The 12,822-nt window shown below is 45.8% G+C and carries 9 protein-coding genes; 6 read left to right on the top strand and 3 right to left on the bottom strand.

Features of this window, described 5'->3' with window-relative positions:
- Positions 1-105: 105 nt before the first annotated feature.
- A complete protein-coding gene (locus R7P74_RS23655; RefSeq protein WP_213894437.1) occupies positions 106-1,239 on the bottom strand; it encodes a hemolysin family protein in 1,134 nt (377 codons plus the stop codon).
- A gap of 253 nt (positions 1,240-1,492) precedes the next feature.
- Here R7P74_RS23655 and hupA point away from each other — a divergent pair, with 253 nt between their 5' ends.
- Together hupA and R7P74_RS23645 are read left to right on the top strand one after the other, a co-directional pair.
- On the top strand, positions 1,493-1,765 hold the full coding sequence (gene hupA / locus R7P74_RS23650; RefSeq protein ID WP_005382524.1) for a nucleoid-associated protein HU-alpha: 273 nt from the start codon (positions 1,493-1,495) through the stop codon (positions 1,763-1,765).
- 39 nt (positions 1,766-1,804) lie between these two features.
- Positions 1,805-2,503, top strand: a complete 699-nt coding sequence (locus tag R7P74_RS23645) for a DUF1481 domain-containing protein (protein ID WP_318123231.1) — start codon at positions 1,805-1,807, stop codon at positions 2,501-2,503.
- Between the two features lie 84 nt (positions 2,504-2,587).
- Here R7P74_RS23645 and purD read toward each other — a convergent pair whose 3' ends face one another.
- Together purD and purH are read right to left on the bottom strand one after the other, a co-directional pair.
- Positions 2,588-3,877, bottom strand: coding sequence for a phosphoribosylamine--glycine ligase (gene purD, locus R7P74_RS23640; RefSeq protein ID WP_130545078.1), 1,290 nt, complete (start codon positions 3,875-3,877; stop codon positions 2,588-2,590).
- 194 nt (positions 3,878-4,071) lie between these two features.
- On the bottom strand, positions 4,072-5,664 hold the full coding sequence (gene purH / locus R7P74_RS23635; RefSeq protein WP_225474300.1) for a bifunctional phosphoribosylaminoimidazolecarboxamide formyltransferase/IMP cyclohydrolase: 1,593 nt from the start codon (positions 5,662-5,664) through the stop codon (positions 4,072-4,074).
- A 265-nt stretch (positions 5,665-5,929) separates the two neighbouring features.
- Between purH and zntR the strand changes: the two genes are divergently transcribed.
- The 4 genes from zntR (at position 5,930) to R7P74_RS23615 (ending at position 12,284) form a co-directional block, all read left to right on the top strand.
- Positions 5,930-6,328, top strand: coding sequence for a Zn(2+)-responsive transcriptional regulator (gene zntR, locus R7P74_RS23630; RefSeq protein ID WP_005382529.1), 399 nt, complete (start codon positions 5,930-5,932; stop codon positions 6,326-6,328).
- Positions 6,329-6,491: 163 nt separating this feature from the next.
- Entirely contained in the window at positions 6,492-8,054 is a 1,563-nt protein-coding gene (cadC, locus tag R7P74_RS23625; protein WP_151514382.1) for a lysine decarboxylation/transport transcriptional activator CadC, read from the top strand.
- 633 nt (positions 8,055-8,687) lie between these two features.
- Positions 8,688-10,031, top strand: a complete 1,344-nt coding sequence (cadB, locus tag R7P74_RS23620; protein WP_262634514.1) for a cadaverine/lysine antiporter — start codon at positions 8,688-8,690, stop codon at positions 10,029-10,031.
- 117 nt (positions 10,032-10,148) lie between these two features.
- Positions 10,149-12,284 carry a lysine decarboxylase CadA gene (locus R7P74_RS23615; RefSeq protein ID WP_225474302.1) on the top strand — a complete coding sequence of 712 codons (2,136 nt, stop codon included), beginning with the start codon at positions 10,149-10,151 and terminating at the stop codon, positions 12,282-12,284.
- Positions 12,285-12,822: the final 538 nt, after the last annotated feature.

Raw genomic sequence — 12,822 nt, 5'->3', positions numbered from 1 at the left:
GCGCTGGACTAAACAAAGGCCCCCTTTTAGGGGGCTCACACAAAGCCACCTTCTTTAGAAGGTGGTAATTTACTTGTGCGTTTAAGCTGTTATACCTAATGCTGATTACGATTCTTTCGAGTCGGGTTTCGGTGGCTCTTGAGCTTCTGGCTCTTTATCCTGCTTCTCCGACTCATTGTCTTCTTCATCGTCATCGCGGCTTTCGATTACGCCGTGCATTTCTTTCCAGCTTTCCCAGCGTTGGTAAGCCAGCTCCTGCATGTCAGTGCTTTTATCTGCTTCGTCGATGATCTCCTCGCCTACGAGGTGTTCAAAAATATCTTCCAACGTTACCAAACCTAGCACGGTACCGTATTCATCAACAACAAGTGCCAGCTGTAAGCGATGAGTCATCATCTGGTCGAATACTTTAGGTAAAGTGGTATTGTTTAGCACCACTTGAATTGGGCGCATGATTGCTCCCAACTGTTTCTGTCCACAACCTGATTGTTGTAGTTTGAACAACTCAAGGCGATGCACAAAACCAATGATGTTATCTTTCTGCTCGCTGTAAACCAATGGGCGTGAGAAAGGCGTATCTTTGTGTTTTTCTAGGAACTCATTGATGGTCATTGTGGCATCGACACGGAATACTACTGGTCGTGGCGTCATAACCTGCGTTACGGGTACATCTTGGATGCCAAGCAAGTTGCTTAAGATTTTTGATTCACCCTCGGCAAATTCACCGCTTTCACGTGCCAGAATCGCCATTGCAGACAGCTCATCACGCATCTTTGGAGCTTCGTGGTTACGAGCAAGACGCTTGGTGATTTGCTCTGAGAACCAAACAAAGGGTGTAAGCGCCCATACCATCCAACGCAATGCGACCGCGGCAGTGGGTGCCAACTGACGCCAGTAGGTCGCGCCAATCGTCTTCGGTACGATTTCTGAAAGCACTAAGATCGCCAATGTCAGCACTGCCGAAAAGATACCTAATGCTTCGCTACCAAATACAACCGCAGCTTGTGCACCAGCAGTGGCCGCGCCGATCGTGTGAGCGATGGTGTTTAAAGTCAGAATAGATGCCAGTGGTCGGTCGATATCTGATTTCAGCTTAGCCAATTGCCCAGCTGCGGGATGCCCCTGTTGATTGAGCTGCGCAATGTAGCTCGGACTGATACTCAGCAGTACCGCCTCCAGCACCGAACAGATAAACGAAATGCCGATTGCAATAGAGATATAAATGGATAACAGCAGCATAGTTGCCCTTGAATGTAGTTTGATAGTGGTTATTTGCAGCTATTATAACCGCAAAAGTGACTTATAAATTGGTCCAAATACCTTGGAAAGCAAGGGTTTTCAGGGGGTATGTGGTAACAAATTGTGAGTTATTACTCATATTATGGCTAAAAGTACGTCAGAAAATCGAAAGATCGCTTACAAACCTTTGCCAGATGGGGCATTTATGTTTTAGAGTGAGACGAATTCGATAACCTATGAGAAGGGAAACCTAATGAACAAGACCCAATTAATCGACTTTATCGCAGAGAAAGCAGACCTATCAAAAGCACAAGCAAAAGCTGCTCTTGAAGCGACTCTTGATGGTGTAACTGGCGCACTTAAAGAGGGTGACCAAGTTCAACTAATTGGTTTTGGTACATTCAAAGTAAACCACCGCGCTGCACGTACTGGTCGTAACCCTAAGACTGGTGACGAGATTCAAATCGCAGCAGCTAACGTACCAGCATTCGTAGCAGGTAAAGCGCTGAAAGAATCAGTAAACTAAGTTAGAATGCACCGAGGTATCCTGCCTCGGTGCAATTTCATGAAAAAACATCTACTCACTTCACTTCTCCTATCTAGCCTTACCCTTTTTGGCTGTTCATCGGTTGAAACTCCTAATTTAGAACAATTCACGCATTTTTCTGGTGGTAAAGTTGCGGGAGATGCTAGCAGCTTGTACTGGATGACAGAGAAACTCACTCGTGTGAGTACGGCGGCTGATTATGTGACTATGGGGGACAATGGTTGGTTCAAGAGTGATTATCGCTGGGATGAAGGTGAGTTGCGAGAGTTGATTCGAAAAGGCGAGCAAGTTGATACCAAACAAGAGTTGGTGCCTTTTCAAATCCACATCCGTTTCAATAAAGATGGCGAAGCGGTTTACCAACAATATCGTGTTAACCTTAAAGTCTTACCACTCCAGCATGACCAATTAGAGCGCTACAAAGCAGAAGCGAATGACGTAGTGGCATCGGTTAAGGCGCAGTCTCGTAACAATCAGAGCCTTATTCAAGGTTATTGGAATGGTCAATCGTTTGAAACCTGCAAAGGTAAGGTGTTCTCGACACTCGAGTTTAATCAGACGCTGCCAAAATTTATTATCGAGCGTCTCTCATCGGTAGACAGTTATGTGGCTTTTGTCGGCAAGCAGTCACGAAACAAAGCAATGGTCGATGAACTGTTGATGCTCAATGACGATGACTTTGATTGTGTTTCTCGGCCAACGTTTATCTCTGAATAAACATTGCTTCGCATTCTGTCGAACAAGAACAATAAAAAAAGGCGCTGAGTGCGCCTTTTGTTTTTTAGCCAACTTATGTTGTTTTTATTTGTCTTGCTCACGTGCAATTGCACGGTAGCCGATATCGTTGCGATGGAACATGCCATCCCAACGGATCTGTTTTGCAAGCTTGTAAGCACGCTGCTGCGCTTCTGATACGCTGTTGCCAAGTGCGGTTGCACAAAGAACACGACCACCGTTTGTCACGATGTCGCCATCTTTGTTATCTGTACCAGCATGGAAGACTTTTTCGCCTTCAATTTCAACTTGTGGCAGACCCGAAATAACGTCGCCTTTGTTGTACGCTGCTGGATAACCACCGGCTGCTAGCACGATACCAATCGATGCTCGTGGATCCCACTTCGATTCCGCTTGATCCAGTTTCTCGTCGATTGCCGCTAGACACAGATCAACAAGATCCGATTCCATGCGCATCATGATAGGTTGTGTCTCAGGATCACCGAAGCGGCAGTTGTACTCGATTACTTTCGGAGTACCGTCTTTGTCGATCATCAGACCCGCGTATAGGAAACCAGTGTAAGGGTTACCTTCAGAGGCCATGCCACGTACTGTTGGGTAAATCACTTCTTCCATGATGCGGTTGTGGATTTCCTGTGTTACCACTGGAGCTGGAGAGTATGCTCCCATGCCACCGGTGTTAGGACCCGTATCTTTGTCGCCTACGCGTTTGTGGTCTTGGCTGGTGGCCATTGGCAGAACGTTCTCACCATCCACCATCACGATGAAGCTTGCTTCTTCACCATCTAGGAACTCTTCGATAACGACACGACTACCAGCATCACCAAATGCGTTGCCTGCTAGCATGTCTTTGATTGCGTCCTCAGCTTCTTCTAGCGTCATCGCTACGATAACGCCTTTACCAGCAGCAAGGCCGTCAGCTTTTACTACGATCGGTGCACCTTGCTCACGTACGTAAGCAAGAGCTGGCTCTATTTCAGTGAAGTTCGCGTAGGCACCTGTTGGAATTTGGTGACGAGCAAGGAAGTCTTTAGTAAACGCTTTAGAGCCTTCAAGTTGCGCTGCGGCTTGGGTAGGGCCAAAGATTGGTAAGCCAGCTTCGCGGAACGCATCAACCACACCAATAACCAATGGTGCTTCTGGGCCAACGATAGTCAGTTCAATCGCCTTCTCTTTGGCGAAAGCAACAAGGCCAGCGATGTCTTCTACATCGATGTTTACGTTCTCTAGTTTTGGCTCTAGTGCTGTACCTGCGTTGCCTGGAGCAATGAAAATAGTCTCAACATTTGGGTTTTGCGCTGCTTTCCAGCCTAGCGCATGTTCACGACCGCCTGAACCAATGATTAAAACTCGCATATGAAAATCCTTAATCTTATAAATACCGTTTGCTCAAACTCAGATATTTCGCAAAGACCTGAGTATGGCCTCTCTAATTCAATGGGACGAGGACAAGGCGACAAGTGAACTTATTCCTATGAGCATAGTATGCTATGTGATTAGGATAAGTGAACGCCGTCAACGCAGTTATCGTCCCAGTGAAGACGAGAGGATTAGTGGCGGAAGTGACGCATACCGGTAAAGATCATCGCCATGCCGTGCTCATCTGCTGCTGCGATAACTTCGTCGTCACGCATAGAGCCACCTGGCTGAATTACGCACTTAATGCCGGCTTCTGCTGCGGCATCGATACCGTCGCGGAATGGGAAGAAAGCGTCAGATGCCATTACGCTACCGGCAACTTCTAAGCCTTCGTCTGCAGCTTTGATGCCGGCAATTTTCGCTGAGTAAACGCGGCTCATTTGGCCTGCGCCCACACCGATAGTCATGTCGCCTTTCGCGTAAACGATCGCGTTAGATTTCACGTATTTCGCTACCTTCCAGCAGAATAGGGCATCTTTAAGCTCTTCTTCTGTCGGTTGACGCTTAGAAACCACTTTAAGGTCGTCTAGGCTTACCATGCCTTGGTCGCGATCTTGAACCAGTAGACCACCGTTGACGCGTTTCACGTCAAAGCCCGTTGTCTTCGTTGACCACTCGCCACACTCTAGTAGACGTACGTTCTTCTTCGCTGCAACCACTTCAATCGCTTCAGCAGAAACGGAAGGAGCGATGATGACCTCAACGAATTGACGCTCAACAATAGCGGTTGCTGTTTCAGCATCTAGCTCTTGGTTGAATGCAATGATGCCGCCGAATGCAGATGTTGGGTCAGTTTGGTAAGCACGGTTGTACGCTTCTAGGATGTCTTTACCTAGAGCAACACCGCATGGGTTTGCGTGTTTTACGATTACACATGCTGGCTCGTTGAACTCTTTCACACACTCAAGCGCTGCGTCCGTGTCTGCGATGTTGTTGTAAGAAAGGGCTTTACCTTGGATTTGGCGAGCAGTAGAAACGGATGCTTCTTGTGGGTTTGCTTCAACGTAGAATGCGGCTGCTTGGTGGCTGTTCTCACCGTAGCGCATGTCTTGCTTCTTCTCGAACTGTTGGTTGAACGTACGAGGGAATTTGCTCTCTTCATCACCTTCTTTGTTCTCACCGTAAGATGGAACCATAGTGCCGAAGTAGTTTGCGATCATGCCGTCGTAAGATGCTGTGTGCTCGAATGCTGCGATAGCTAGGTCGAAACGAGTTTCTAGTGTTAGAGACTTCTCGTTTGCGTCCATCTCTGCAATTACGCGGCCGTAATCACCTGCGTTAACAACGATAGTCACGTCTTTGTGGTTTTTCGCTGCAGAACGAACCATGGTTGGGCCGCCGATATCGATGTTTTCAACAGCGTCGGCTAGTGTACAGCCTTCTTTGGCAACGGTTTCTGCGAATGGGTATAGGTTTACGACAACCATATCGATAGGGTTGATGCCGTGCTTTTCCATCACGTCATCATCTTGGCCACGACGACCAAGCACACCACCGTGAACTTTTGGGTGAAGCGTTTTAACGCGGCCGTCCATCATTTCTGGGAAACCAGTGTAGTCAGAGACTTCAGTTACGGCGATGCCTTGTTCGGCAAGTAGGCGAGCTGTACCACCAGTAGATAGGATATCGACACCGCGCTCAGCAAGAGCTTGCGCAAACTCAACAATACCTGTTTTGTCTGATACGCTGATAAGCGCACGGCGAATAGGACGAGCGTTATTCATGCTTCCATTTTCCTCAAATTCACGGAGTTAAAGATGTTTGCCAAAAATGAACTTGTTTTTACCTCTTGGGGTAAAATATTGGCCAGTTTTGGTAAAGACCTTTGCAGGGTGTTTTCTGGTTAGAAAACAGTCTCCACATTTGATGGCGCGTATTCTAACCAATTTATTACAAAAAAGCTCGCGCAATCGTTTGGTATCTCAAAAATAATTGCAAAAAAGTCGTTCTTTAGCTTTAAAAGTAACGAGATAGTTAATAGGGAAAGTTATGTTTCAGATAGGTGAACTGGCAAAACGTTGTGGTGTGACTGCCGATACATTGCGTTTCTACGAGAAAAACGCGCTAATAAAACCCGCAGGGCGAAGCGAATCAGGCTACCGCTTGTATGATGAAGAGAATCAAAAGCAGGTGCACTTTATCCTCAAAGGTAAAGATCTTGGCTTGAGTCTGGATGAAATTAAAGACCTGTTAGAAATTAAGTTAGAAGCGACAGAACACAGCTGTGCAGAGGTAAAAGCCATTACTTCTGCTAAGTTAGAGCTGATTGATGGGAAAATTAACGAGCTGACGAAAATTCGCCGAGCGTTAAAGAAGATTAATGATGCTTGTTGTGGTCATACAGACGATGACGCCACACATTGCTCTATCCTCGCAGCACTTGAGTAGTCTCATTCTTGCATCACTTAACTTAAGTTTGCATTTTTGGCGACTTGCTTTTCTAGGTACACGCTGCTTTCCCACCTATAATCTTGCCTTTAGTTACTTGTAGGAATCGACCATTGTCTGATTCCTAGCGTAACGCTGTCTGTAGATACGAGAGTTTTCATACATGGTTGGAGTCTATTTTCAAATCAATGACTGGGTTTTGAGCGTTGATGAAAATAAGCTGTATCGACAAGATAGGGAAGTTACTGTTGAGCCACGCTTAATTAATCTTTTGCACTTCTTAGCGGAGCATGCGAATGAGGTGTTCAACCGCGAGGAATTGATTCAGTACGTTTGGGCTGGAGCGATTGTGACCGATCAAGTGGTGACTCAATCCATCTTTGAGTTGCGTAAGCTACTACGTGACGGTCGAGAGGAAAATACCAACTACGTTATCACGGTGCCCAAGCGTGGCTATAAGCTGGTAGCGAACGTGGTTGCTATGACGCATGAAGAGTTTGTCACAAGTCGGCAAAATGAAGAGATCCCACCTTCGGTTGAAGAATCGGAAGAGGATTGTCTACCTATAGCACCAGCCGTTACCTTTCCTGCCGGTCCTCTAACTCGCGCGGTCTGCGAGATGTCAAAAGAGAAAAAAGCCCCTCAGAGCAAAAACAAAATCAGTCCTTGGCGATTGGGAATTATGAACTTCATCTGGATCAGTATGTTGGTCGTAGTGATGGGCGTGTTTACCTACAAGCAATCGGAAGTGCGTATTACCCAAGCCATCGATACCCATCTGATTGAGTTCAAGTTTCAAGATAATTTTACGAATGAAGGATTAAGCTACGATTTGGCAGACGGATTCGCCCAAAAGTTGATGTCCGACATTGCTCAAGTCAGTGATTACCGAGTCATGCTAAAGAAGGCGTCGTTTACTTCTGGCATTGTGCCTGGTAAATCGGTTGTGGTGAGAGTTCGTGAGAATGACGGTGGCAGCTTTTTAGAGGTGGAATATCGCAATAACTCATCTGAGAAAGTGTTGTTTAGTCGTCAATACGCGTTAACCAGTAGTCATTTAAAGACAGTGCTTCAACAAGCGTCGTTGGATTTGATGCAAGTGCTGAAAGTGTCGGATGCCAAATTGAAATCTACGATGCTGGTGGCGGGAATGCCAATGAATCCCGACGCGTTGGAGTTGTTTGTTCAGGCTAACCATTACCTTAATGTCTCTGATACTAAACAATTCCGCCAAGGTATCGACTTGATGGAAAACATTTTAGAAATCGAGCCGGATAATGCTTACGTTCAAGCTGAGTTGTTGATTGCTTACCATGTACAAAAGGCACTTGATTTCTCACAGGAGTTGAAGAAAGGGCGAATGCAGCAGCTCAGTGAAGCACTAGAGACTAATGTGAAAATGATGGTGGGGCCAATTCAACCGCGAATTTATGAAGCTTTAGCACTGCACGAAACCATCATTGGTGACATGGCGTTAGCCAAGCGGCATCTCGGACAGGCATTGAGGTTACGTGATTCAGTGCTTTCCTATGTGATTCGCGGTAAGCACGCCGAATTGGATGGTGATCTGGATTTGGCCAGTGAGTCTTACAGTGAAGCTTTCTATATTGATACGTCGGTTGAGACGTACCTGCTGTGCGAAAACTTGGTCTTCCCAAGTAACATGAAGGCGATTGATTACGCCATGTATCGCGCCGTTCACCCTTCTGTCGTTCGAATGCTTTAATTCTCTCGGACTCAACGTCAGTCTAATGCTAGCCCCTCATTTCGATGAGGGGCTTTTTTGTCGCTGTCGAAAAGTGAAAAGGGTGAGGCGGTGGGCCAATGACTTACGAAGGAGCTAACAACGCAAGCTTGTAACGGGAATACATACCCGCTTTGCTTCTCTATCTCTATTGATTGTATGAAGTGTCTGGCTGAGTTATGTGGCGAGAATGATTTTGATGCTTTCTTGCAGGCGAGATGAATATTGATGTGGGTCAAAAAGCGCGATCAGGGAGAGATTTATGGAATCAACACTTCAGGGAATTAACCCTTCGGGATGGGGAAGTTGATAACTTTTATCGCGATGACCAACGAGTTGATGAGAGTTTATCTATCGGTAGAAGGTTTGATGTTTTTCTTATAATCGTATGAATAATATAATTTTATATTTTTGTGTTTATCATGTTTATCTCAACTTGATGTTGATGAACTAATCATTTTATTGATAACACCAAGTTTATTTTTTTCCCGATTTTTGGGCGTAGTCTTCACTTCGAAATTTAGCGAGGTCGAGCAGGTTTTTCCTCATAGCATCTCGCTAATAACCATTCAGTTTGAGTCATGTTGACTCGAGTAGAATAGATTTGGAGATGTTATGTCATCGAATGCGAAAAAAATCGGCCTTATTGCCTGTACGGGTGTCGTAGCCGGTAACATGATGGGTAGTGGTATTGCACTATTACCTTCTAGTCTTGCCTCTGTAGGCTCTGTTTCAATCTTCAGTTGGCTGATCTGTTTGGTCGGTGCACTGAGTCTGGCGTTTGTTTACGCTCGTCTGGCAACCAAAAACCCACAAGAAGGTGGTCCTATCGCTTATGCTGGCGAAGTGTCTCCGGTATTTGGTTTCCAAACGGGCGTTCTTTATTACCACGCGAACTGGATTGGTAACCTGGCTATTGCCATTACAGGTGTTTCTTACCTTTCAGTATTCTTCCCTGTGCTTAATAACCCAATCCCAGCAGGTATTGCGACGATTGCATCGGTATGGATCTTCACTTTCGTCAACCTACTTGGTGGTAGCTGGGTAAGCCGTCTATGTACGCTTGGTCTAGTTCTTATCCTTATCCCTGTTGTTGGTACAGCTACATTTGGTTGGACACACTTCGACACTGCGCTTTACAGCCAAAACTGGAACGTATCAGCAGGCACTGACAGCCACGCGGTAGTAACTGCGGTTCTTATCTGTCTATGGTCATTCGTAGGTGTGGAATCAGCAGCGGTATCGACTGGTATGGTAGAAAACCCTAAACGTACTGTACCACTAGCAACTATGTTGGGTACTGGTATCGCAGGTGTGATTTACATCCTATCAACTCAAATGATCAGCGGTATGTTCCCAGCGTCAGAAGTTGCGGCATCAGGTGCGCCATTTGCATTGGCAACCACTGAGCTATTCGGTAGCTGGACTGCACCATTCGTATCAGCATTCACAGCACTAGCATGTTTCACTTCGCTAGGTTCTTGGATGATGCTGGTGGGCGAGGCTGGTAAACGTGCCGCGAGCGATGGCAACTTCCCTAAAATCTACGGCGAAACTGACAAAAACGGTGTGCCTAAGAAAGGTCTAATCCTTGCGTCAATCAAGATGACTGCACTGATGGTTGTACTGATGTTCTTCAGCTCTAAAACAGCACACGCATCAGATCTGTTCAACCAACTAACGACTGACGCAGTTCTACTAACTATGCTGCCTTACTTCTACTCAAGCATTAACTTGATTCGCTTCGAAGGTATGACAACACGCAACGGCTTCGTAATGCTGTTCTCTGGTGTGGCTTGTCTGTTCTGCTTCATCGCACTAGCTGGTGCAGAGGGCGGTACGCTAACAGCAACCTTCATCGTGTCTCTAGTTATCTTGATGTTCTACAGCAAAAAAGCAGGTCTTGCTCAGTACGTGAAAATGCACGCTGACGACATGCCTGCCCAAGCAAGCAACTAATCCCCAAAACGCTGGCACTACGGTGCCAGCCCATAAAACCCAAATTCACGCGGCGCTCACCTTACTCATTGCCTGTAAATGGCAAAGAGCGCCCTCATTCGCCTTGGAGATGTCCAAATGAATATATTCGCTATCTTGAACCACATGGGTGTGTTCTTTAAAGAAGAGCCAGTTCGTCAACTTCACGCTGCTCTTGAGAAAGCGGGCTACGAAGTGGTTTACCCAGTAGATGATAAAGACTTGATCAAAATGATTGAGATGAACCCACGCATTTGCGGTGTGCTGTTCGACTGGGATAAATACTCACTAGAGCTATGTGAACGTATCAGCCAAATCAACGAAAAACTGCCTGTTCACGCATTTGCTAACGAACAGTCTACTCTAGACATTTCACTAACAGACCTACGTCTAAACGTGAGCTTCTTCGAGTACGCTTTAGGTATGGCTGACGACATCGCTATCAAAATCAACCAAGCGACTGAGGCATACAAAGATGCCATCATGCCTCCATTCACTAAAGCGCTATTCAAATACGTAGAAGAAGGTAAATACACCTTCTGTACTCCAGGTCACATGGGCGGTACTGCATTCCAGAAAAGCCCTGCTGGTAGCATCTTCTACGATTTTTACGGTCCAAACACATTCAAAGCGGACGTATCAATTTCAATGCCTGAACTAGGTTCTCTACTAGACCACTCAGGTCCACATAAAGATGCAGAAGAATACATCGCACGTACATTCAATGCAGACAGCTCGTACATCGTAACGAACGGTACGTCTACATCGAACAAAATTGTTGGCATGTACTCAGCACCTGCGGGCAGCACAGTACTGGTTGACCGTAACTGTCACAAATCTCTGACTCACCTAATGATGATGAGCGACGTGACACCAATCTACTTCCGCCCAACTCGTAACGCATACGGCATCCTTGGTGGTATTCCACAAAGCGAATTCAGCCGCGATGTCATTGCAGAGAAAGTGGCGAAAACACCAGGTGCAACAGCACCAACTTACGCAGTAGTGACTAACTCAACTTACGATGGTCTGTTGTACAATACGCAATTCATCAAAGAGTCGCTAGATTGTAAACACATCCACTTCGACAGTGCTTGGGTGCCTTACACTAACTTCAACCCAATTTACGAAGGTAAATGTGGTATGAGTGGTGAAGCGATGCCAGGCAAAGTGTTCTACGAAACACAATCAACACACAAACTGTTGGCAGCGTTCTCACAAGCTTCAATGATTCACGTGAAAGGCGACTTTGATAAAGAATCTTTCAACGAAGCATTCATGATGCACACTTCAACTTCACCTCAGTACGGCATTGTTGCTTCTACTGAAACTGCAGCGGCAATGATGCGCGGCAACACTGGTAAGAAGTTGATGCAAGACTCTATCGATCGCGCAATCCGCTTCCGTAAAGAGATCAAACGTCTAGAAGCAGAAAGCGACAGCTGGTTCTTCGATGTATGGCAACCAGAAAACATCGATACCACAGAATGTTGGAAACTAGACCCTAGCGACACATGGCACGGCTTCAAGAACATGGATGATAACCACATGTATCTTGACCCAATCAAAGTAACGCTACTGACTCCAGGGATGAATAAAGAAGGCGAACTAGAAGAATCAGGTATTCCTGCTTCGCTGGTGGCTAAATTCCTAGACGAGCGCGGCATCGTGGTAGAGAAAACAGGTCCATACAACTTGTTGTTCCTATTCTCAATCGGTATCGACAAATCAAAAGCAATGCAATTGCTACGCGGTCTAACTGAATTTAAACGTGGCTACGACTTGAACCTAACCATCAAGAGCTTCCTACCTTCGCTATACAACGAAGATCCAAGCTTTTATGAAGGCATGCGCGTTCAAGAACTAGCACAAGCAATTCATGACCTAACTAAGAAATACAACCTACCAGAGCTAATGTACAAAGCGTTCGATGTTCTTCCAGAAATGAAAGTAACACCACACGCAGCATGGCAAGAAGAGCTTCGCGGTAACGTAGAAGAAATCAAACTGGAAGAAATGGTTGGTCGCGTAAGTGCGAACATGATCCTTCCTTACCCTCCAGGTGTGCCACTAGTACTTCCTGGTGAAATGGTGACTCAAGAGTCTCGCCTTGTGCTGGACTTCCTAGAGATGCTTTGTGAGATCGGTGCGCATTACCCAGGTTTCGAAACCGACATCCACGGCCTATACCAACAAAAAGATGGTAGCTACACCGTAAAAGTATTGAAGAACTAAGTTCCTCTCGAAGATGACGCCATTGGGAATGCAAGCATGCTCCACTCTTACGAGCTCAATGCGTCATCGAACAATAACGACATTTAGATATACCCCTAACTAATCTGTCGTAAAGAGAAGGGCAAGGATGCTCTGATCTTTTCTTCTATATACAGAAGAAACACTTTTCCAAGACTTCACCTGAAGTACCCCAAATAAAAAGCAAAGACCAAAAGAGCAGTTCGTCATCGTTCTGCTCTTTTTTTCATCTTTTATATAGGTAGAAAGAGAAAAAAGAACCAAGAGAGATAAGATCAGCAACCGAAATCACAAAGAAATCGGCGATCTTTTAATGCAGAAGTCAGGTGTTTCATCATGAAAAGATCCTCTGCAACCCGAAATATTAGACAAGATCGTTGAGTATCTATGCAGAATGCTTGTTATTTGTTCGGTTGAAAGTTTTTTTGCAAAAAACGCTTGTGCTAATTTCTCAACCCCCTATACTGCGCATCCACCGACACGGAGTGAGACGAAAGTCACACAGCGAGTCGGGAAGAGA

The sequence above is a fragment of the Vibrio sp. 2033 genome (genome assembly GCF_033339735.1).
The sequence above is the reverse complement of the archived record's forward strand: the minus strand, read 5'-3'. Positions and strand labels throughout refer to the sequence as shown.

Bases quoted from the DNA above. Each gene is read 5' to 3' on its own strand.
- R7P74_RS23655 (WP_213894437.1), bottom strand. From the start codon at position 1,239: ATGCTGCTGTTATCCATTTATATCTCTATTGCAATCGGCATTTCGTTT.
- hupA (WP_005382524.1), top strand. From the start codon at position 1,493: ATGAACAAGACCCAATTAATCGACTTTATCGCAGAGAAAGCAGACCTA.
- R7P74_RS23645 (WP_318123231.1), top strand. From the start codon at position 1,805: ATGAAAAAACATCTACTCACTTCACTTCTCCTATCTAGCCTTACCCTT.
- purD (WP_130545078.1), bottom strand. From the start codon at position 3,877: ATGCGAGTTTTAATCATTGGTTCAGGCGGTCGTGAACATGCGCTAGGC.
- purH (WP_225474300.1), bottom strand. From the start codon at position 5,664: ATGAATAACGCTCGTCCTATTCGCCGTGCGCTTATCAGCGTATCAGAC.
- zntR (WP_005382529.1), top strand. From the start codon at position 5,930: ATGTTTCAGATAGGTGAACTGGCAAAACGTTGTGGTGTGACTGCCGAT.
- cadC (WP_151514382.1), top strand. From the start codon at position 6,492: ATGGTTGGAGTCTATTTTCAAATCAATGACTGGGTTTTGAGCGTTGAT.
- cadB (WP_262634514.1), top strand. From the start codon at position 8,688: ATGTCATCGAATGCGAAAAAAATCGGCCTTATTGCCTGTACGGGTGTC.
- R7P74_RS23615 (WP_225474302.1), top strand. From the start codon at position 10,149: ATGAATATATTCGCTATCTTGAACCACATGGGTGTGTTCTTTAAAGAA.